14 protein-coding genes are annotated in these 21,007 nt (G+C 73.3%); 4 read left to right on the plus strand and 10 right to left on the minus strand.

Features of this window, described 5'->3' with window-relative positions:
- Positions 1–583: 583 nt before the first annotated feature.
- The 3 genes from ACZ37P_RS19520 to ACZ37P_RS19530 form a co-directional block, all read right to left on the minus strand.
- On the minus strand, positions 584–2,239 hold the full coding sequence (locus ACZ37P_RS19520) for an amidohydrolase (RefSeq protein ID WP_467347665.1): 1,656 nt from the start codon (positions 2,237–2,239) through the stop codon (positions 584–586).
- 89 nt (positions 2,240–2,328) lie between these two features.
- Complete coding sequence (locus ACZ37P_RS19525) at positions 2,329–2,769, minus strand: Lrp/AsnC family transcriptional regulator (RefSeq protein WP_355347139.1); 441 nt, start codon at positions 2,767–2,769, stop codon at positions 2,329–2,331.
- 90 nt (positions 2,770–2,859) lie between these two features.
- Entirely contained in the window at positions 2,860–4,116 is a 1,257-nt protein-coding gene (locus ACZ37P_RS19530; RefSeq protein WP_467347667.1) for an FAD-binding protein, read from the minus strand.
- 332 nt (positions 4,117–4,448) lie between these two features.
- Between ACZ37P_RS19530 and ACZ37P_RS19535 the strand changes: the two genes are divergently transcribed.
- Complete coding sequence (locus tag ACZ37P_RS19535) at positions 4,449–4,901, plus strand: hypothetical protein (RefSeq protein WP_401307219.1); 453 nt, start codon at positions 4,449–4,451, stop codon at positions 4,899–4,901.
- A gap of 51 nt (positions 4,902–4,952) precedes the next feature.
- Here the strand turns inward: ACZ37P_RS19535 and ACZ37P_RS19540 are convergent, their stop codons facing one another.
- Positions 4,953–6,164, minus strand: coding sequence for an acyl-CoA dehydrogenase family protein (locus ACZ37P_RS19540; RefSeq protein ID WP_467347669.1), 1,212 nt, complete (start codon positions 6,162–6,164; stop codon positions 4,953–4,955).
- Positions 6,165–7,262: 1,098 nt separating this feature from the next.
- Between ACZ37P_RS19540 and ACZ37P_RS19545 the strand changes: the two genes are divergently transcribed.
- Positions 7,263–8,936: a serine/threonine-protein kinase gene (locus ACZ37P_RS19545; RefSeq protein ID WP_467347671.1), complete on the plus strand. Its 1,674-nt coding sequence runs from the start codon at positions 7,263–7,265 to the stop codon at positions 8,934–8,936.
- 15 nt (positions 8,937–8,951) lie between these two features.
- On the opposite strand, the gene ACZ37P_RS19550 is transcribed toward ACZ37P_RS19545, so the two are convergent.
- From ACZ37P_RS19550 to ACZ37P_RS19575, 6 genes are all read right to left on the minus strand, one after another.
- Positions 8,952–10,208, minus strand: coding sequence for an SLC13 family permease (locus ACZ37P_RS19550; protein ID WP_467347703.1), 1,257 nt, complete (start codon positions 10,206–10,208; stop codon positions 8,952–8,954).
- Between the two features lie 152 nt (positions 10,209–10,360).
- Positions 10,361–12,550: a putative bifunctional diguanylate cyclase/phosphodiesterase gene (locus tag ACZ37P_RS19555; RefSeq protein ID WP_467347673.1), complete on the minus strand. Its 2,190-nt coding sequence runs from the start codon at positions 12,548–12,550 to the stop codon at positions 10,361–10,363.
- Positions 12,547–13,362, minus strand: a complete 816-nt coding sequence (locus ACZ37P_RS19560; RefSeq protein WP_391050623.1) for an SAM-dependent methyltransferase — start codon at positions 13,360–13,362, stop codon at positions 12,547–12,549. Before ACZ37P_RS19560 ends, ACZ37P_RS19555 begins: the two co-directional genes overlap by 4 nt.
- Positions 13,363–13,715: 353 nt before the next feature.
- Complete coding sequence (locus ACZ37P_RS19565) at positions 13,716–14,966, minus strand: carbohydrate-binding protein (protein ID WP_355347117.1); 1,251 nt, start codon at positions 14,964–14,966, stop codon at positions 13,716–13,718.
- 277 nt (positions 14,967–15,243) lie between these two features.
- Positions 15,244–16,653 carry a peptidase C39 family protein gene (locus ACZ37P_RS19570; protein ID WP_391160740.1) on the minus strand — a complete coding sequence of 470 codons (1,410 nt, stop codon included), beginning with the start codon at positions 16,651–16,653 and terminating at the stop codon, positions 15,244–15,246.
- Between the two features lie 147 nt (positions 16,654–16,800).
- Positions 16,801–17,943 carry a M24 family metallopeptidase gene (locus tag ACZ37P_RS19575; protein ID WP_355347111.1) on the minus strand — a complete coding sequence of 381 codons (1,143 nt, stop codon included), beginning with the start codon at positions 17,941–17,943 and terminating at the stop codon, positions 16,801–16,803.
- 121 nt (positions 17,944–18,064) lie between these two features.
- On the opposite strand from ACZ37P_RS19575, the gene ACZ37P_RS19580 reads away from it, so the two are divergent.
- Both ACZ37P_RS19580 and ACZ37P_RS19585 read left to right on the plus strand, forming a co-directional pair.
- The gene (locus tag ACZ37P_RS19580) at positions 18,065–18,664 is read left to right on the plus strand and encodes a uridine kinase family protein (RefSeq protein ID WP_467347676.1); all 600 of its coding nucleotides are present in this window, start codon (positions 18,065–18,067) and stop codon (positions 18,662–18,664) included.
- Positions 18,665–19,111: 447 nt separating this feature from the next.
- Entirely contained in the window at positions 19,112–21,004 is a 1,893-nt protein-coding gene (locus ACZ37P_RS19585; RefSeq protein ID WP_391050616.1) for an AAA family ATPase, read from the plus strand.
- Positions 21,005–21,007: the final 3 nt, after the last annotated feature.

Here is a 21,007-nt window from a genome sequence, read left to right on the forward strand (position 1 = left end):
CGGGAAGGCAACGGAACGGGCCCGGACGCCCTTCGGGCCGACGCGGGACCCTCCCCCAGACTCCGTCCGGGGGGACCCCCAGGCCGCGGGAAGGCAACGGAACGGGCCCGGACGCCCTTCGGGCCGACGCGGGACCCTCCCCCAGACTCCGTCCGGGGGGACCCCCAGACTGCGGAAGGGCAACGGAACGGGCCCGGACGCCCTTCGGGCCGACCTGGGATCCGCTGGCTGCGGGTCAGTACCAAGGCCGTTGTCTACTGGGCGTCCGGGCCCTTCCCGGGTCACACCTGCCGACCGGGGCGCGTACGCGTTCCGGCGCCGCTGACGCTGGACCTGGCTGCCAGTGGCGGCGTGCACGTGCGGCGCGGCGCCCCATGGCCCAGCGGCGGTCGACAGAACCGCGGAGGGCCCCCGGTCCGACGTCCTGTGGTGGACTTGGCCGAACCTACTCGCCTCCGACCATCGGCTGTCAACACCCCCTTGACCTGCGGGGTTTCGCCAAATCAGCAGGTCAGTGCGGGGCCCTGCGACACGCCGCGACAGGCCGAGGGCACACCGTTCGGCCGCATGTGCCGAGCGATGCTCACCCGTTCGGCCGCTCGAAGACGGTACGGCCGCCGACGACGGTGCGCAGGGCGGACGGAAGCGGGCGTCCGGGGGTGAGATCGGGCAGGCCCGGGGTGCCGGAGCGCGGGTCGGTGGACCAGTTGGCGACGCGTTCGTCGGGGGCCTGGACGACGAGGTCGCCGCTGTCCCAGACGGCGTAGTCGGCGGGGGCGCCGGGGACCAGGACGCCGGTGTCGTCCCGCCCGATGGCGCGCCAGCCGCCACGGGTGTGGGCGTTGAAGGCGGCGCGAGCCGAGACGCGGTGCTCGGGGGTGCGGTGGAAGGCGGCGGCGCGGACGGCGCCCCAGGGGTCGAGCGGGGTGACGGGGCTGTCGGAGCCGAGGACCAGCGGCACCCCGGCACGGGTCATGGCGGCGAAGGGGTTGAGGTCGCGGGCCCGGTCGGCGCCGAGCCGGTCGGCGTACATGCCGTCCTCGCCGCCCCAGGCCGCGTCGAAGGCGGGCTGCACGGAGGCCACGAGGCCGAATTCGGCGAAGGCCGCGATGGTGTCGGGGGTCATCAGTTCGGCGTGCTCCACGCGGTGCCGCAGTGCCCTGACGCGTTCCAGGCCGACGGCCGCGGCGGCGGCCCGTACGCCGTCGACGACCGCGCCGATCGCCGCGTCCCCGATGGCGTGGAAACCGGCCTGGAGGCCCGCTTCCGTGCAGAGCGTGAGGTGGCGGGCGATGGTCTCGGCGTCCAGGTAGCTGACGCCGGTGTGCGGCGCGTCGGCGTACGGGGCGTGCAGGCAGGCGGTGTGGGAGCCGATCGAGCCGTCCACGAAGAGGTCGCCGGCCGCGCCGATCGCGCCGAGGTCCCGGACCCGGTCGAGGTCGGCGGGGGCGGACGCGGCCTGCGCCCAGTAGCCGAAGACCCGCGGCCCGGCGTCGGCGGCGGCCAGCGCGAGGAGGCCGGTGAGGTCGTCCTCGGAGGAGATGTCGGGGCCCGCGCACTCGTGCAGCGCGCCGATGCCCTGTTCCGCGGCGTGCAGCAGCGCGGCGCGCTGGGCGGCGGCGCGCTGGGCGGGGGTGACGGCGGCGTACGCGGCGCGGCGTACCGCGTGGTGCGCGTCGCGGGTCAGCGGCGCCTGCGGGTCGAAGCCGGGCTCGTCCCGGACGCCGGGCACCAGGTCGAGCAGCGCGGTGCTGACGGCGGCCGAGTGGACGTCCGTACGGGTCAGGTAGAGGGGTCGTCCGCCGACCGCCTCGTCCAGCTCCGCGCGGGTCGGTGTGCGCCGCTCGGGCCACCGGCTCTCGTCCCAGCCGTGGCCGAGCAGCACGCGGTCGGCGGGCCGCGCGGCGGCGTACGCGGCCGTACGGGTCAGCGCGTCGGCCAGCGACGCGGCGCCGGACAGGTCGAGGCCGGTGAGGGCGAAGCCGGTGGCGGTGGTGTGCACGTGCGCGTCGGTGAAGGCCGGGGTGACCAGCGCCCCTTCGAGCTGGACGACACGGTCCACGCCGTCCGCGAAGGAGTCCGCGGCCCCTTCGGAACCGACCCACGCGACGGTGCCGCCGTCCACGACCATCGCGGTCGCGAAGGGGTCGGCGGGGCTGTAGACGGCGCCGCCGCGGAGCAGGACGGTGCCGGTCGGCGCGGGGGTGGCGGGGGGCTGCGGAGTGGAGGTGCGGTGCATGGGCACAAGTCTCCCCCGGTCGGGGCGCGCGCCGGTCTCCGGGGTGGCGCCTCCCGTGACGGCGGGTCCGCGGCGGCCGGACACACCGCTCAGACGCGCGGCGGCCTGGCCTCGTACGCCGTGGACAGGACGACCGTGGTGCGGGTGGAGACGCCCGCGAGGGTGCGGATCCGGGTCAGGAGGTGTTCCAGCTCGATGGGGGCGGAGACCCGCACCTTGAGGATGTAGTTCTCGTCGCCCGCGACGCTGTGGCACGCCTCGATCTCGGGGACCTCGGCGAGGCGGTCCGCGATGTCGTCGGGGGCGCTGGGGTCGAACGGTTTGACGGAGATGAAGGCCGTCAGGGACAGGCCGACCGCCTCGGGGTCGACGATGGCCGCGTAGCCGCGGATCACCCCGCGCTGTTCGAGCCTGCGCACGCGCTGGTGCACCGCCGAGGTGGACAGGCCGGTGGCCTTGCCCAGGTCGGTGTAGCTCATGCGCCCGTCGGCGACGAGAAGTTCCACGATGTGCCGGTCCAACTCCTCCATAGCGGATGACCTTACCCATAGGCACAGCGCCGCGTTACGTATGCATGTGCACGGTTCGGTCACATCCCGGGCCGGGTGTCGCCGTCGCGCTCACGCGGGCAGCAGCCGGTCCAGGTGGGCGTTGCTGAAGGTGCGGCCCGGATCCAGCTCGGCGGCCAGCGCCCGGAAGTCCGCCATACGGGGGTAGCGGGACCTGACCTCGGCGGCGTCGGCGACGTAGACCTTGCCCCAGTGCGGGCGCGGCGCGTACGGCGCGAGGCGCTGTTCGAGGCGGGCGAGGACGGGGAGGACGGCGGCGGTGTCCGGCACCCAGGTGAAGTGGAAGGCGACGCAGTCGTGCCCGTAGGCGGGGCTGAGCCAGAGCCGGTCGGCGGCGACGGTCCGCACTTCGCAGATCTGGAGCAGCGGCGCGATGTCGGCGCCGAGCGCGGCGAGGGCGTGGAGCGCGGGCAGGGCGTGTTCGCGGGGCAGCAGGTATTCGGACTGCAACTCGGCGCCGCTGCTGGGGGTGAATCCCGGCCTGAAGTGCGGCAGTCGCTCGTGCCAGGGTCCGGCCACGCCCTGCTGCGCGGTGCAGTTCACCGGGTCGGCGCCGGGGACGGGGTGCATCGGCCCGGTGGCGGGCGCGGCCCAGGGGAATTCGGGCGGGGGCGCGTCGGCGAGTTGCTTGAGCCAGACCTGCCCGAAGCGCGGCGCGCGCCAGTCGGTGAACATGCTGACGCTGTACGCGGCCCCGGTGATCGCGTCGAAGTGGCCGTCCAGGTCGGCCAGTTCGAGTCCGGTGAAGACGTGCTGGCGGAGGGCGAAGTCGGGGACCAGGTCGAGGGTGAGGGCGGTGACGACGCCGAGCGCGCCGAGCGAGACCACGGCGCCGTCGAAGCGGTCGCCGTCCTTGTCCCGGCTGAGCACGGCGACTTCACCGTCCGGGGTGACGAGTTCGAGGGCGCTGACGGAGGTGCCGAGGCCGCCGTTGGCGTTGCCGGAGCCGTGGGTGCCGGTGGCGACGCTGCCCGCCACCGAAATGTGCGGCAGTGACGCCATGTTGGGCAGCGCGAAGCCGGACTCGTGCAGCCGCTGGGCGAGTTCGGCGTAGCGGACGCCCGCGGCGACGCGGACGGTGGCCGCGGCCGTGTCGATGTCGATCTCCGGTGGCAGGCCGGAGAGTTCGACGAGGGCGCCGTCGGTGTCGGCGATGTCGTTGAAGGAGTGGCCGCTGCCCAGCACCCGCACGCGGCGGCTCGCGGCGACCAGGGAGCGCAGGGCGCCGGTCGACTCCGGGCGGTGCACCCGTTCCGCCGAGAAGGTGATGTTCCCGGCCCAGTTGGTCCGCATCCCACCGTCACGCATTACGCCGCCACCCGTCACGCATCACGTCGCCACGCATTCTGCCGAGCCGCTTCCACCGGTCGGCGGGGCCCTGCCCGGCCACGCCCGCTCGCACCTTATCCGGCACTCCCGCAAGATGCCGCGCGGGGGCACGAGGGGTGCGCGGAGGCATGGTGAGGGCGCATGGACCGGCCGAAAGGCGGGATGTGACGAAGGCCACACCCCATGCATCCCTATGAGGTCGATGGCGTGATTACCCGCGTAGCGCGGCGGGAAGTGCTCGCTATGGCCGCGGGATTGACGCCGGGCCGGCCCGATGGAGGGCACATCCGTCCGATGGGGGAGACGCGAATATGCGTAACCATGTGCGCCACAACCGCAGTGAGCGGACCCAGCCGGCGCCCGAGGAGGGGCACGAACGCGAATTCGCGCTCGCGCTGCTGCCGGGACTGCCGGACGCCGACGACACGGATGACTCGTTCGAGGACGATCTCGACCTGGTCAGGGTGGACTGCCCGGAGTGCGCGCGGCCGATCGCGGTCTTCGCCGACGAGGACCGGCTTCCGGAGCACGCCCTGTGCCCCACGCCGTGGAACCCCTTCGGCCTGACCGTCTGCTCCGGCTCGGGCCGCCCCGTCGAGGAGGCCCGCCCCCTCGACGGCTCCCTGCCCGGTGAGGTCCACGACCTCGACCTCGGCACCCTCCTGGTCCTGCCCGACACCCTGGACTGGCGCACCCAGCCCTTCTCGCACGTGGGCGGCCCCGGCTCGCGCCCCTTCCGGGTACCGGCGCCCCGCGCGGCCTGATCCGGCGCCCCGACCGGGGCGCCGGGGCACCGCCCGCCGCCGGGCGACCGCTCAGCTCCGCGACTCGGGGCCCGCCACGTGGCGCGCGATCACCATGCGCTGGATCTGGTTGGTGCCCTCGACGATCTGCAACACCTTGGCCTCGCGCATGTACCGCTCCACGGGGAAGTCGGCCGTGTAGCCGTAGCCGCCCAGGAGCTGGACGGCGTCCGTCGTCACCTGCATCGCCGCGTCGGTGCAGAAGAGCTTGGCCATGGCGGCCTGCCGGGAGAAGTCGAGACCGGCGTCGCGGGTCCTGGCCGCGGCCAGGTACAGGGCGCGGCCCGCCTCGATCTTGGTGGCCATGTCGGCGATCATGAAGCGCAGCCCCTGGAAGTCGGCCAGGGGCCGGGCGAATTGGCGCCGCTCCTTGACGTACGCGAGACCGGCGTCCAGCGCGGCCTGGGCGAGGCCGACGGCGCAGGCGGCGATGCCGAGCCGCCCGGCGTCCAGCGCGGCCAGCGCGATGGCGAACCCCTGGCCCTCCTCGCCGATGCGGCGGCTGTCGGGGACGGTCACGCCGTCGAAGTGCACCTGCGCGGTGGGCGAGCCCTTCATGCCCATCTTCCGCTCGGGCGCGGCGGCGCTCAGGCCCGGCGCGTCGCCCGGCACCAGATACGCGGAGATGCCGCGCGCGCCGTCGCCGCCGCTGCGGGCCAGGACGGTGTAGAAGTCGGCGACCCCGCCGTGGGTGATCCACGCCTTGGTGCCGTCGATCGTCCAGTTCCCGCCGTCGCCGTCCGCGCCGTCGCCGTCCGCGCCGCCGCCGGTACGTACGGCGCGCGTCCGCAGGCTGGCCGCGTCGGAGCCCGCGGCGGGCTCGGAGAGGCAGTAGGCGCCGAGGAGGCTGCCGCCCAGCATGGCGGGCAGGTGCTCGGCGCGCTGTTCCTTGGCGCCGAAGTGCGCGAGCGCGTGACAGGCGAGGGTGTGGACGCTGACGCCGAGGCCGATGGTGAGGCGGGCCGCGGCCAGTTCCTCCAGCACCTGGAGGTAGACCTCGTACGGCTGACCCCCGCCGCCGTGCTCCTCCGCGTACGGCAGGCCGAGCAGTCCGGTCTCCCCGATCAGCGCGAAGGTCTCACGCGGGAAGTGGCCCGCGTCCTCCTCCGCGGCGGCCGCGGGCGCGATCTCCCGCTGGGCCAGGTCCCGGGTGAGCGCGAGCAGATCCCGCGCCTCCTCGGTGGGCAGGTGGCGGACAACCGGCTGCGGGCCGTGCTGCGACATCGCGGCACGCTCCTCCCTGTCGGGGGCGTCGGCGGCACGCCCTGGGTGTGGGGGCGCCGTCTGTGGGCAGTGCCCATGAACCGATGGTCCCCTGCCGGGTCGCGGCACGCGGTGATCAGCGGTTCTGGCGCGTTGGAGTATGCCTGATCGGACGCGCCACGTCACGGGCGCGAGTGTGTCTTGTCTTTCCCGCCCGCCCACCCGTGCGGGTGCTTTCTTCGTCTGCGGGTGCCGCCTGTGCCTGGTCGGTGCCGGGCCGGGGCACCTCCTCGAAATCCGTACCACCTGGCCTTCGCGAATCCGGCACCCGGCCGTCAACGTATTTCTGCGGGGGCACCCCGCCCCGTCCCCTCCTCGCCCGTCGGCGTCCGCCTGCCGGTGGGGGTTACCGGGAGGGGGTGGGTGGGGGCTCGGCCCCTGCGCCCCCCAACCCGCCCGCGTAGGCGGGAGGGGGATGGATGGGCTCGGGCACATCGGCGTCCGACGGTCCACTGTGGCTAAGGAAAGTCCCAAAGACCGGCGACGACACCCGGCCGTTCCTCCACCGTGGAATCGACGGAGAGCGCCCCCTCAGGGCGGAAGACACCCGGGGCACCCTCACAATCTTGGACCCCCACCCCGGCCCCCACAGACAGGCGGACGCCGACATACCCGAGCCCACCCACCCCTTCTCGTCCGCCCCGGCTGGACGGTCGGTCGCGCAGGGGGCCGAGCCCCCACCCACCCCGTCCCATCCGCCCCAGGCGGACCGTCGGACGCCGACGTACCCGAGCCCACCCACCCCCTCCCGGCCACCCCCACCGGACAGGCGGACGCCGACGTACCGGGAGGGGACGGGCCGGGGTGCCCCCGCAGAAATGCGGTGACAGGGACGGTGCCGGATGAGCAAGGCCAGGTAGCCGCATTTCGAGGAGGTGCCCCGGACCGGCACCGACCAGGCACAAGCGGCACCCGCAGACGAAAAAACACCCGCACGGGTGGGCGGGTGGGCGGGAAAAGAAGCAAGACACGACTGGAGTGACAGGTGAGTACGGCGACGGAGGCGGATGAGTACGATCACGCTCCCACGGGGCCGCGAGCGGCCCTACGCTGCTGCCCATGGAGAGCTTGGACGCCACGGATCCGCGCACAGTCGGCGGATACCCGCTGTTCGCGCGGCTCGGCGCGGGCGGCATGGGACAGGTCTATCTGGCGCGCACCCCCGCCGGGAGGGCACTGGCGCTGAAGACCGTACGGTCCGAGTTCGGGCTCGACCCCGGCTTCGGGGAACGGTTCGCGCGGGAGATCCGCCACGCGGACCGCGTGCGTTCGCCGTGGACGGTGGCTGTGGTGGACTACAGCCCGCCCGGCACCCGCCCCCCGTGGCTGGCGACCGAGTACGTGGCGGCGCCCTCACTGGCCGAGTGGGTCTCGGCGCACGGCCCGCTGCCGGAACCGGCCCTGGCGTCGCTGGCCGCCGAACTCTGCGAGGCGCTGCGGTCGGTGCACGCGGTGGGTCTCGCGCACCGCGACGTGAAGCCGTCGAACGTACTGCTCGGCCCTGACCGGCCGCTGCTGATCGACTTCGGCATCGCGCGGGCCGCGGAGGACTCCCGGCACACCAGGACCGGCGGGGTGATCGGCTCCCCCGGCTACATGGCGCCCGAGCAGGCGACCGCGGGCGCGTCCGCCGAGCCCGGCGACCTGTTCGCGCTGGCGGCCGTACTGGTCTACGCGGGGACCGGGCACGGCCCGTTCAACCGGCCGGGCGAGGAGCCGTCGACGCCCGCGCTGATGTACCGGATCGTGCACGAGGACGGCGACCTCACCGGGCTGCCCGACGCAGTGGCGCCGCTGGTCCACGCGTGCCTCGCCAAGGAACCGGCCGACCGGCCGACCGCCGAGGAGGCGCTGGCGCTGCTGCGGGAGGCGGGGCACCGTACGGGCGTGTGGCACGAGGTCCCGCCGCCCGGCCTCACCGACGAACTGCGCGGCCGAGAAGCGCGGGTCCGCACGCTGCTGGCGGACCCGACGGCCGCCGTGGGGCCGTCGCCCTACTCCCCCACGGCGCCGCTGACCGCGCCCGGCCGCGGCCCCGGCTCCGGAGGCCAGACACCCGCTCCCCCGCACGCCGCGTACGCGCCGCCGCGTACACCGTCGCCCGTGTCCGGCCCCGTCCGGCCCACCGGGCCGTACTCCGGGCCGCAGCCCGCGCCGTGGGGTGCCGCGCGCCGCGCGCCGGGGATGGGCCGCGGTGCCCGCGTCGGACTGGTCGTCGCGGGCGTGCTGGCCCTGTGCGTGGTGGTCGGCGTGATCCTCGACCAGCAGCGCGGCTCCGGCGACGACAACAACGGGAATCCCGGCCCGAGCACGAGCACCCACACCTCCGCGCCCGCCGACGCGCTGCCCGCCTCGTGGGTCGGCACCTGGGTCGGTACGGGGCCCGGCAATCCGAGCGGCAGCGGGGGCCAGCCGCGCAGCGACCGGTTCACCGTCACGCTCACCCTGCACGCGGGGGCGCGCGGCGAGGCCGTCGGCCAGGACGTCAGCAACATCCCCGAGGCGGGCACGGGGGCGGAGCGGGGCTGTACGGAGGCGCTGTCGCTGGCGCAGGTCCGGGGGAACACCATGACCTTGCGGGTCACCGCCGCCGAGCCCACGGACCCCGACTCGTCGCTGACCTGTCTGACAGGGCATGAGTACTCCGTCTCCATGACGGACGCGCGCACCCTGCGGATCGAGGCGGGGCCGCAGGCCGAGGGCGCCCCGAGCACGCTCACCAAGCGGAGCTGACGGGGAAGGCGCCGGTCAGGTTCCGGTGAGCCGCAGGCCCGCCCAGAGCGCGACCGTGGAGGCGATGAGCGTCGGCGGCACCGTGAGCAGCCCGAGCCGGGTGAAGGTGCCCAGGTCGGAGTCGGTGCCGTGGTCGCGCAGCACGCGCCGCCACAGCAGGGTGGCGAGCGAGCCCGCATAGGTGAGGTTGGGGCCGAGGTTGACGCCGATGAGCACGGCGAGCACGGGGCCGGGGCCGCCCGCGGCGGCCAGCGGGAGCAGTGCGAGCACGGCGGGCAGGTTGTTGATCAGATTGGCCAGGACGGCGGCGAACGCGGCGGTCCCGAGCAGCGCGAGCAGGCCGCTGCCGTGCGGCAGCACCCGGTCGGCGGCGTCGGACAGGCCGTTGTCGACCACGGCCTTCACCACGACGCCGAGGGCGAGCACGAACAGGCAGAACAGCGGCCCGGCCGCCGCGACCAGGCCGCGGACCGTCGCCCGGCGGCGGCGCAGCGCCCGTACGCCCAGGACCAGCGCGCCCGCGAGCGCCGCCCAGGCGGGGTTGAGGCCGCCGAGCGAGGTGACCGCGAAGCCGGCCAGGGTCAGGCCGAGGACGACCAGCGTGAACACCGGTACGGCCGGCGGCTCGCCCTGCTCCGGCGGGTGCTCGCGGACGGCGAGGTCGGCGGCGAAGTAGCGGCGGAAGACGGCGTATTCGATGCCGACGGACAGCAGCCACGGCAGGGTCATCAGGAGCGCGAAGCGGGTGAAGGACACGCCGGCGGCCGTGAAGGCCAGCAGATTGGTGAGGTTGGAGACCGGCAGGAGCAGGGAGGCGGAGTTGGCAAGGTGCGCGGTCGCGTACAGGTGCGGGCGCGCCTTGGCGCCCGCCCGTGCGGCCGTCGCGATGATCACCGGGGTGAGCAGGACGACGGTCGCGTCCAGGCTGAGCACCGCCGTGACCAGCGCGGCCACGACGAACACCCCGGCCAGCAGCCGTTTGGGCTCGCCCCGGCAGGCCCGCGCGACCGCGTCGCCCGCCGCTGTGAACAGACCGTCGTCGGCGCACAGTTCCGCCAGGACGAGCACGGCCGCCAGGAAGCCGACGACCGGCAGCAGTTCCCTGGTCTCGTGCCAGGCGGCGGACGGCGTCACCGCCCCGATGCCGATGAGCAGTCCCGCGGCGGGCACCGCGGCCACCGCCTCGGGCCAGCCGCGCGGGCGCAGGACGGCGAAGCCGAGGACCAGCAGGAGAGCGAGGGCGGAGATCGTCTCCGCGGCGGCGGTGTTCAGGGGGCTCTCCTCGGACGGACCACGGGCTCGCGTACCGCCTGATTCCACCACGTGGGCCGCGCGGCTCCGCCCCGACGGCCGCCCGACGCACTCAAGTGCGTCGTTTCTCACGGCCCCGCGCGCTGGCGGAGCCGTGACGGCGGACCGGGCGGCTAGCTTGCGTCGGCCAGCGACAGGGTGTGGAGCCGTTCCGGCGGGCCGGGGCGGGCGTAGTACCAGCCCTGGCCGGTGTCGCAGCCCAGGGCGCGCAGATGGTCGGCCTGGGTGCGGGTCTCGACGCCTTCGACGGTGACGGTCAGGTTGAGGGCGTGGGCGAGGGAGACGATGCCGCCGACGATCTTGAGGTCGACGGGGTCGGCGGCGTGGCCGCGCATGCCGCGGGTGAAGGAGCGGTCGAGCTTGAGGACGCTGACGGGGAGCCAGCGCAGGGAGGACAGGTTGGAGTAGCCGGTGCCGAAGTCGTCGAGGGCGATGGAGACGCCGAGGTCGACTATCTGCCGCAGGGGCTTGAGGGTGTCCTCGTCGGCGCCGATCAGAGCGCTCTCTGTGACCTCAAGGCAGAGCGACGCGGGGTCGAGGCCGGTGTCCTCCAGGACGCGGGAGACCTCCTGGACCAGCTCGGGGTGGTGCAGCTGGATCGGTGAGAGGTTGACGTTCACCCGTGGCGGCGGACCGCCGCCGATGTGCTCGCTCTGCCAGGCGTACGCCTGGCGGGCGGCCCGCTCCAGGACCCAGCGGCCGAGGCCGACGATGTGTCCCGTGCTCTCGGCGAGCGGGATGAACTGGTCGGGCCCGAGTATGCCGTGGGTGGGGTGGCACCAGCGCACCAGCGCTTCGGCGCCGTGCACGGCGCCGTCGTCGAGGCCGACGAGGGGCTGGTACTCGATGAAGAACTCGTCGTGTTCCAGGGCGCTCGGGAGCTGGTTGGTCAGGCCGTGCCGGGTGATGGCGCGGGCGTCGGCGACCGGGTCGGCGACCTCGTACCGGTTGCCGCCCTGTTCCTTGGCGCGGTACATCGTGATGTCGGCGCTGCGCAGGACGTCGGCGGCGATCCGGGACTCGACGGGGCCGTGGACGATGCCGATGCTGCCGTGGACGGGCAGTTCGCGGCCGTCGAGCAGGACGGGGGCGGACAGCGCGTCCAGGATGCGTTCGGCGAGCGCGGTGACGGCGGCGAGGCTCGGCGGGTCGGTGTAGAGGGCGACGAATTCGTCGCCGCCGATCCTGGCGACGAGCTGGTCGGGCGAGGTGACGCAGGACTGGAGGCGTTCGGCGACGGCGACGAGGAGCTGGTCGCCCACCGCGTGGCCGAGGCTGTCGTTGACGGCCTTGAACCCGTCGAGGTCGAGGTAGCAGACGCCGATGCGGCTGGTGCCGTTGGCGGGGTCGGCGTCGAGCGCGGCGTCGAGGCGTTCGAAGAACAGGGCGCGGTTGGGCAGTCCGGTGAGCGCGTCGTGGGTCGCCTGGTGGCGCAGTCGGCGCAGCAGTCCGCGCCGTTCCGTGACGTCCTCGACGAGCGCGAGCTGGTACTGCGGGCGGCCGGTGGCGTCGCGCAGCAGGGACGCCCGGACGTTGGCCCACAAGATGGTGCCGTCGACCCGCTGGTAGGCGCGCTCGACGCCGTACGTGTCGCGTTCGCCGCGTACCAGCTCGCCGTTGAGCCGGCGGGTGCCGGTGCCGGTGCCGTCGTCCTTGTGGACCCACTCGGTGACATTGCGGCGCATGGTCAGGGATTCGCTGCCGAACATCCGGGTCATCGCGTCGTTGACCTCGAGGACTTCCCCGTCGAGGTCGGCGATGCCGATGCCGAGGGCGGCGCCCTCGAAGACGGCGCGGAAGCGGGCCTCGCTGGCGGCCAGGGCGCCTTCGGCGTCGCGCTGGGCGTCCAGGGCGGCGCGGATGATGGACTCCTGCTCGCGCAGGGTGCGTTCGCGCAGGGCCCGCGAGAAGCCGACGGCGACCGCGTGCTGGAGGCGTGAGCAGCGGGCCCGGCAGTCGTCGGTGTCGAGGCCGGGGCCCGGCGGGCAGTACAGGACGAGGTAGGCGTCGATGACGCCGAGGATGCTGGGCAGCGCCTCGGGGTCGGTGCAGTGCGCGGCGACCAGGGCGGTGCCGACCTCGGCGGCCGGGCGGGGGTCGAACGGGCGGCCCCTGAGGGTGTCGCTCAGCACACGGGTGAGCGGCACCAGGTGGTCCTCGAACTCGGCGCGGGTCATCGAGGTGACCGTCACCGGGTAGATGGCGCGTGCCCAAATGGCGGCGAATCTGCGCAGATTGTCGCCGGGGCGTGCGTCGGGCGCGTGCGCGCCCTCGTTTCCGGCCGCGGCCGGGAGCGCGGTCACGCTTTCAGCCCCACACCGGCGAGACCGTGGAGTACGGCGGGGTCGTCGTCGTCGCTGAGCGGGGCCTCGGGGCGCCAGTGCGGCAGCGGGACGACGCCGGGCTCGACGAGTTCGAAGCCGTCGAAGAAGCGTTCCACCTCTTCTTTGGTGCGCATGATCAGCGGGGTGGCGGTGCGCTGGTAGACGGCCTGGACACCGCGCTGTCCGGAGGGGACGGGGCCGAACTGGAGGGTGGCGTGGGTGACGACCAGGACGCTGCCGGGGGCCAGCGCGTCGCGCAGCGCGGCGACGACCTCGTTCGGATGGTCGGCGTCGGACAGGAAGTGCAGGACGGCGACGAGCAGCAGGCCCATGGGGCGGTCGAAGTCCAGCAGCCGCTTGGTCTCGGGGTTGTCCAGCACCGAGCCGGGGTCGCGGAGGTCGGCGGCGGCGATGGTCGCCTTGTCGTTGCCCTCCAGGACGGCGCGGCTGTGGGCGACGGCGACCGGGTCGTTGTCGACGTACACCACGTGGGCGTCGGGGTTGGCCCGCTGCACCACCTCGTGCACATTGCCGAAGGTGGGGATGCCGGAGCCGATGTCGAGGAACTGGTCGATGCCGCGGTCCATCGCGAAGCGCACGGCGCGGTGCATGACCGCCCGGTTGGCCTGGCCGATCTTGGGCGCCCCCGGCATGGCCCGCATGGCCAGCCGCGCCGCCTCCCGGTCCACCTCGAAGTTGTGCGAGCCACCGAGGAAGTAGTCGTAGATCCGGGACACGCTGGGCACCGTCAGGTCGATGCCCTGCGGGGCCCAGGAAGGACGGTCGGTCACGGTTGCTGTCTCCAGGTCATCGGGCTCAACGGGCGCGTCGCACACGGTGGTTCGGCCGACGGGCGCGCACCTGTCTACCCTGTGAGGCTACTGATCACGTGTTCGGAGTGAAACACGCGACCGGAGATCCAGGGTCCGTTTTTGGTCAACAACCACCAGCATGTGCATATGCGAAAACGCGCAGATGCGGACTCGCGCACACACCAGCGCGGGTCCGCTGCCGGTGACGGCCGCGGACCCGCGATAGATTTTCGGACAGCATCAGACCAGTTCAGACCAGTTCGACCGACAGCGGTTCGGCGGCCTGTGCGGTCGCCGCCCCGGAACGTCGGACGGTCGCGGCCGGCGGCCGGTCAGCAGGTGCCCTCGTCCTGCCACACGCCCCACTCACCGGTGGTGCCGGGCTCCTCGTTGGTGGTCCACCACTTGGCCTTCCACTTGTGCCCGTTGTGCGCCACCTCGTTGCCGCCGACGTAGACGGCGGAGGCGGCCCACTGGGCGACCGTGCAGGTGCCGCCGCCGGGCGGGGTGGTCGGCGGTGTGGTCGGCGGCGTCGTGGGCGGGTTGGTGGGAGGCGTGGCGCCCGCGAACTTCACCGAGTACTTGGCGAAGTCCCAGGAGTTCTGCGCCACGCTGCTGCACGTGCCCGAGGTGCTGCCGTTGTTGTCCGGCGGGCTGCACTGGCGGTCGCGGTTGAGCGACCAGAAGGTGAAGCGGCCCATGCCGTGGCTGGTCGCGTAGTCCAGCACGGTCTGGAAGTCGGCCTGGTAGAAGAACTCGCCGGTGTCGCTGCGGCCGTTCATGCCGGAGAAGCCCTCGTGGGCGTACGCGGTGGCGGTGTCCCAGCCGAAGGTGGTCTTCAGCAGGCCGTTGAAGGCGGTGAGCGCGCTGGTCTGCGACGCCGCCCCGTTGAAGCCGCCGTCGAAGGGCATGATCGAGAAGTTGTTGGGGGTGAAGCCCTGCGACTTGGCCTCGTTGAGCATCTGCTGGCCGAACCAGCCGGTGCCCGCCGCGGTGCCCGCCGTGGTCACCGAGATGAACAGGCCGGGGTTGTTCTGCTGGAGGATCTTGGCCGCGCCGATCTCGCGCGCGACGGCCGCGGTGTTCTCGTACTCCGGCTCCTCCAGGTCGAAGTCCATCGCCTTGAGCTGGTACTTGGTGATGACCTGCTGGTACGCGGCGGCCGTGGACGCGGCGTCGGAACACGCCTGGCCGAGCTTGGTGCCGCCGTAGCCGCCGATGGAGACGGACACGTCTCCGCCCTTGGCCCGGATCGCGGAGATCACGTTCGCCACCGCGGTGTCGGAGGACACCGCACTGGTCCCGTCCCATGTGGGGCTGCACCCACCGCCGTTGGGGGCGAGGATGAAGGCGAGCTGGAACGCCTTCAGGCCGGTCGCGTCCATGATGGCGGTCGCGCTCGGCGGGTTGTTGTCGTTGGGCATCAGATACGGGGCGGCGGCGTACCAGTTGTTGGTCAGGGCGTTCGTCGAGACCGTGGCTCCGCTGGCCTGACTTGGGCCGAGAGCGGCAACGGTACCGAGCCCGGCCACGGCCAGGGCGACGGCGGCCACGCCCGAGCCGATTGCTTTGAGACGGTTCACGTCTAGCCTCCTGTGGGGGAACGTGGCAGACAGAATCCTGCGGTGACGCGAACCCGTCAATAGTTGGTCCAGACCTTTGGACTAAACCACGAATTGGTCTCTACCACTTCGAGTCCAATTCCCCACGTGCGACGGCCTGTCCGCCCCCGCACGCACCCCGCACGCACCCGGCCCCGCCCCTCGCGTACGAGGAGCGGGGCCGGGCCGGAAACGGCCGGTCGGCCGGTCGGCCGGACAGACGACCGGAGACGACCGGAGACGGCTGGACGGACGGATGTCAGACGATGCCGACCGCCGCCAGCGCACGGCGCTGACCGGGGCTCGGCTGCGCCGGGAAGTAGACGTAGGCGACACCGCCGGTGCCGCCGCTGACGCCGCCGGTGGCGTTGATCCGCTTGGTCCTCAGCCAGATGGTCTCGAACTGGGCGCGCTTGTAGACGTTGCGCACCGCGTCGTCACTGGAACTGGCCGGGTCGTTGGCGACGACGTCGCCGTCCGCAGTGAAGCCCGCGATGCACATCAGGTGGCCCGAGGTGCCGTATCCCGCGCCGTCCAGTTCGGTGGCGAGGAAGGACTGCGAGGTGATGACGGGGATACCGGCCTTGATCAGCCGCTCGATGTCGTCGAGCGAGCGCAGCCGGGTGATGACGCCCTGGAGGTCCTTGTACGTGGCCGCGTAGGCCGCGTTGAAGGGCCAGTTGCCGCAGCCCTCGTACTGGTAGTCGTACGTGTAGCGGGCGCCCTGGTCGACCTGGGGGTCGGCGTAGGCGGGGTTCACCCAGGCCAGGTCGGCGGCCGTGGGGCCGCGGCCCCAGTACTCGATGACCATCGTCGAGGAGGTCGGGCTGCACCAGGCCTCGCCGCCGTTGTCGTACTCCGGGTACTCGCCCTTGTGGATGTTCTGCGAGTAGCGCGGCACCGGGAGTTCGACGCCCTTGGCCACGCCCGGCACCGACGCCGGGACGGTGAAGCGGTCCGGGATGTTGGACGCCATCGCGCCGAGCCGCCACACGGTGGGCGTGGCGCGGCTGCCGGGCTTGCGGAAGAGCGTCAGCCGCAGCCGGTACGAGGCCAGCAGCGGCCCGGCGGTGGTGTCGTCGATGGAGAAGGTGTCGGTCCAGATGCTGCTCTTGCCGTCGGTCTGGTCGTCCACCGAGGTGCGGCGGATGTCCTCGGGGCCGTCGCCCGCGGTCCACCGGCCCATGACGTACGCCGGGGTCGCGGTGCCGTCGGTGTAGGTGCCGAGCAGTTCGATCTGGATCCAGGTGCCCGCGGGGGTGTGCGCGTTCCAGGACGCGATCAGCTCGCTCGCGGGGTGCGGCACCCGGCGGACCGGCGAGGTCCAGGTGGCCGACTCCCACGTCGCGGTGGTGCCGGTGTGCGGGTCGGTGTAGTCGAGCGTGCCGGTGGCGCGGCCGATGACCACGCCGGGCCGGCGGCCCGGCAGCGGCAGCGTGCCGCGGTGGGTGCCGAACAGCCAGTCGGGCAGCGAGGTCCAGCCGTGGTAGTCGACGGGGGCGGCGTCGGGCGTGCCGCCGCCTGCCTGGTGTCGCGCGGCGTCGGGAACGGCCGCGCCGGAGGCGGTGGCCGGGGCGGCGGAGGCGGACTGCGCGGACGCGGTCGCGGTGGCCGCGGCCGCCGCGAGCGCGGCGGTCAGTACGGCACGCCGGGGCGCGGGTCTGGTCATGGCGGTGTTCCCCTCGATGTGATCGGGAATTCCTGCCCGCTCCTACGAGTGCATGACAGGTGGCCCCAACTATCGTCGTTCACCGGCCGTTTCCACCAGGGTTTCCGGCCGCGCGCCGGGAACAATATTGGACTGGACCACTGGCGCTCAACAGGGAAGAACCACCAGGTCACGCCCTGTCAGATTGAGCCGCTCGCCACCGCTTTCCGTACAGACGGCAATATCCTCGATGCGGGCGCCGAAGGTGTCGGGCAGATAGATGCCCGGTTCCACGGAGAACGCCATTCCCGGCTCCAGGGGGCGTTTGCTGCCCGCCACGATGTACGGCTCCTCGTGGGTGTCCAGGCCGATGCCGTGTCCTGTGCGGTGGATGAAGTGCTCGCCGTAGCCCGCGTCGGTGATGATGTCCCGGCCGACGGCGTCCAGTTCCTCCGCGGTGACACCGGGCCGGACCGCCGCGGTCTGCGCGGTCTGGGCGCGCAGCAGCACGTCGTACAGCTCACGGAAGGCGGCGGGCGGCTCTCCCACGGCGTAGGTGCGGGTGGAGTCCGAGCAGTAGCCTTCCGCGGTGGTGCCGCCGATGTCGATCACCACCGGGTCGCCCGCCCTGATCACGCGGTCGGACACCTCGTGGTGCGGGCTCGCGCCGTTCGGCCCCGAGCCGACGATCACGAAGTCGACCCGCTCGTGGCCCGCCTCGATGATGGCGTCCGCGATGTCCTTGGCGACCTCGCGCTCGGTGCGGCCGGGCACCAGCCACTCGCCGATCCTGCGGTGCACCCGGTCGATCGCCGCGCCCGCGCGGCGCAGCGCCGCGATCTCCGCCGGGGTCTTGCGCATCCGCAGCTCCGCCAGCACGTCACCGGCGAGGACGGCCTCGGCGTCCGGGAGCGCGGCCCGGAAGGCGAGCAGCTTCTCCGCCCACATGTGGTTGTCGACGGCGAAGCGGGCCACCGCGGCGGGCAGCCGCCGGGCGATCAGCGCGTACGCGTCGTCGGTCTCGTCGAAGCCGACGATCTCGATGCCGAGCCCGCCGGCGGGCGACGCCTGCGCGGCGGGCTTCTCCAGTCGCGGCACCACCAGGAAGGGCTCGCCCTCCACCGGCACCACCAGGCATGTCAGCCGCTCCAGCGGCAGCGCCTGATACCCGGTGAGGTAGCGCAGGTCCGCGCCGGGCGCCACCAGCAGGGCCTGGACGCCCGCCGTTTCGGCCTCGGCACGCGCCCTCGCCAGGCGCTCGGAGGTGTACAGCACGGATGCGGCTGCGCCGCCGCTCTCGGAGTGGGTCACCTTCGCACCGTACCGGGGCGCCCCCGGCGGCGCGGGCAGCGGTGGCGGGTGAGCGGCCCCGAGCCCCCGGACACGCGACGGCGCGCGGGCCGCCGGGCGGGGCCCGCCGTAAGGTCGGGGGGTGAACGGACTGACGGTACGGGAGCTGGGGCGGCTGCTCGACGGGGCGGAGCCGTCCTGCGGGCGGACGCGGCTGATCGCCGTGGACGGGCACGCGGGCTCGGGCAAGAGCACGCTGGCCGGGCGGCTGGCGGCGGAGCTGGGCTGCGCGCCCGTCGTCCATCTGGACGACCTGGCCACGCACGAGGAGCCGTTCGAGTGGACCGGCCGCCTGGTCGAACAGGTGCTGACGCCGCTGAGCGGGGGAAGGGCCGCCCGGCACCAGGTGTACGACTGGACGGCGCGCCGTTTCGCGGGCGAGCGGGAGATCCCGGCCGCGCCGGTCGTGCTGCTGGACGGCGTCGGCAGCGGGCGGCAAGCGCTGCGCCCGTATCTGGCGTTGCTGCTGTGGCTGGAGGTGCCCCCGGCGACCGCGCGGCAGCGCGGACTGCTGCGCGACGGACCGGAACTGGCGCGTTTCTGGACCGGCTGGACTCGCGCGGAGGACGCGCATTTCGCCGCCGATCCGTCCCGCCCCTTCGCCGACCTTCTGGTGCGCCAGACCGACGACGCCGACGGCTGCCGGGCCGTCCCGAACCCCGCCCGCGATCACCGGGAGTGACGGCTCGGCGGCAGCCCGCCGCCACTCCCCCGCCGCCGGGCACACGTCCGTCAACACCGCTTGACCGGCCGGGTATCCAGCACTTACGTTTTCAACAAGCGGCCGGAGACGGCCGTTGACAAGACGCGGAGCCCCCGGTTGTTCCCCCGTGACCGGGGGCTCTGCCCTGTCTCCGGGCCGGAATCGGCCCGTCGAGAGCCGGTTTTTCTCACTCACGGTCACCGCCCGACGGCCGTACGTCGGGGCCGAGTTCCCCGCGCTCGCGCGGATTCCCGCTGTCCCCCAGGTCACGGCACCCTACGGCCCGCGGGACATCGCGGGTACGATGCGAAAAGGGCGGACCGGCAGCCGGGGGTGGACTGTCGCCTGTCCCAACTCCCGCCCGGTGCGCACGGGTTGGGACAGCGGGCGACAGTGCGGCGCGGGGGAACGATTGGTGGGGACTTGATGGACTTCGGCACCGAGCGTCCGGGCGCCCCGGCCGATCTCGCCTGGCTGCGCGGCGTCGACGCGTACACGATGGGCGCCTACGTCCAGGCCGAGGAGGAGTTCAGGACCGCGGTCCGGATCGACCCCGGCATGGCGGACGCCTGGCTCGGGCTGCACGCGCTGCGCGCCGACACCGCCACCGCGCTGCTCCAGATGTACCGGCACCGCGACCGCTTCGGCGAGCAGCGAGCCGCCCACCGCAGGACCCTCAACTCCTGGTACTGGCTGGGCTGGTGGGTGCAGCCGGTGCTGGAGACCAGCCGCGACCTGCTGCTGGCGCACGCCTCGCACTGGCTGGACGGCCGCCATGTCGCCGAGCTGGACCGGGCCCTGGCGGACTGCCCGCCGGTCGACACCGATCCGCAGGTCCGCTTCCTGCACGCCTGCCGCGCCTATCTCGTCAAGGACTGGGAGCGGCTGGTCCGGCACACCGAGCCGCTGCTGGGCGATCCCGTACTCGGCATCGAGGCCGGGCTGTTCGGCGGCATGGCCAGGGTCAGGCTGGAGATGTGCGGCCAGGCCGAGCCGCTGCTGGCCGCCGCCTTGATGCGCTGCCGCAGCGAGCAGCCGCAGCGCAAGGAGCTGCGCTACTGGCTGGCCCGCGCGTACGAGGGCACCGGGCGTACGGCGGCGGCCGTGCCGCTCTACCGGGCGGTGCACCGCGTCGACCCCGCCTTCATGGACACCTCCGCCCGGCTGGCCGCGATCCACGAGACCGACGACGGCCTCGACGAGGGCGTGGGGCTGGCGGCCGTGTCGCTGGCCGGGACCGGGCAGGCGATGCCGGAGGGCGGCGCCGACATGGAGTCCGCGCTGCTGGCCGACCCCGGCGAGGGCCGCGGTCCGGGACCGGAGCCCGACGAGTCGCTGCTGTCCGCGGGCCCGCTGGACGACGACGTACGCGACCGGTCCGCCGCCCCGCTCGGCGGGTCGCTGCCGGTGCAGGTCCCGATGGGCGGCTCCGACCCGGTGCTGCTCACCCAGGCGCTGGCGGAACTGGACAGGATGGTCGGTCTGGAGCCGGTCAAGCGCCAGGTCAAGGCGCTGTCCGCGCAGTTGCGGATGGCCCGGCTGCGGGCCGGGCAGGGCCTGCCGGTGCAGCCGCCGAAACGGCACTTCGTCTTCTCCGGGCCCTCCGGCACCGGCAAGACCACCGTCGCCCGCATCCTCGGCCGGGTCTTCTACGCGCTCGGACTGCTCGGCGGCGACCACCTGGTGGAGGCCCAACGCTCCGATCTGGTCGGCGAATTCCTCGGCCAGACCGCGGTGAAGGCCAATGAGCTGATCGACTCCGCGCTCGGCGGCGTGCTCTTCGTGGACGAGGCGTACGCGCTGTCCAACTCCGGCTACAGCAAGGGCGACGCGTACGGCGACGAGGCGCTTCAGGTGCTGCTCAAGCGCGCCGAGGACAACCGCGACCGGCTCGTGGTCATCCTCGCGGGTTACCCCGAGGGGATGGACCGGCTGCTGGCCGCCAACCCCGGACTCAGCTCCCGCTTCACCACCCGCGTCGACTTCCCCAGCTACCGGCCGCTGGAACTCACCCGGATCGGTGAAGTCCTCGCCGCGGAGAACGGCGACCGCTGGGACGAGGAGGCGCTGGAGGAGCTGAAGGCCATCGCGGGGCACGTGGTGGACCAGGGCTGGATCGACGAGTTGGGCAACGGACGGCTGCTGCGCACCCTGTACGAGAAGAGCTGCGCCTACCGGGACCTGCGGCTGTCCGAGTACCCGGCCTCACCGAGCCGCGACGAATTGTCCACCCTGCGCCTGCCCGATCTCATGCAGGCGTACGGCGAAGTCCTCTCCGGGCGCGGGCCCGGAGCGACCCCGACCGACCCGGTCGAGTAGTAC

Source organism: Streptomyces sp. NPDC024632 (assembly GCF_055559175.1).

Coding starts and splice junctions, on each gene's coding strand:
- ACZ37P_RS19520 (WP_467347665.1), bottom strand. CDS start 2,239: ATGCACCGCACCTCCACTCCGCAGCCCCCCGCCACCCCCGCGCCGACC.
- ACZ37P_RS19525 (WP_355347139.1), bottom strand. CDS start 2,769: ATGGAGGAGTTGGACCGGCACATCGTGGAACTTCTCGTCGCCGACGGG.
- ACZ37P_RS19530 (WP_467347667.1), bottom strand. CDS start 4,116: ATGCGTGACGGTGGGATGCGGACCAACTGGGCCGGGAACATCACCTTC.
- ACZ37P_RS19535 (WP_401307219.1), top strand. CDS start 4,449: ATGCGTAACCATGTGCGCCACAACCGCAGTGAGCGGACCCAGCCGGCG.
- ACZ37P_RS19540 (WP_467347669.1), bottom strand. CDS start 6,164: ATGTCGCAGCACGGCCCGCAGCCGGTTGTCCGCCACCTGCCCACCGAG.
- ACZ37P_RS19545 (WP_467347671.1), top strand. CDS start 7,263: ATGGAGAGCTTGGACGCCACGGATCCGCGCACAGTCGGCGGATACCCG.
- ACZ37P_RS19570 (WP_391160740.1), bottom strand. CDS start 16,653: ATGACCAGACCCGCGCCCCGGCGTGCCGTACTGACCGCCGCGCTCGCG.
- ACZ37P_RS19585 (WP_391050616.1), top strand. CDS start 19,112: ATGGACTTCGGCACCGAGCGTCCGGGCGCCCCGGCCGATCTCGCCTGG.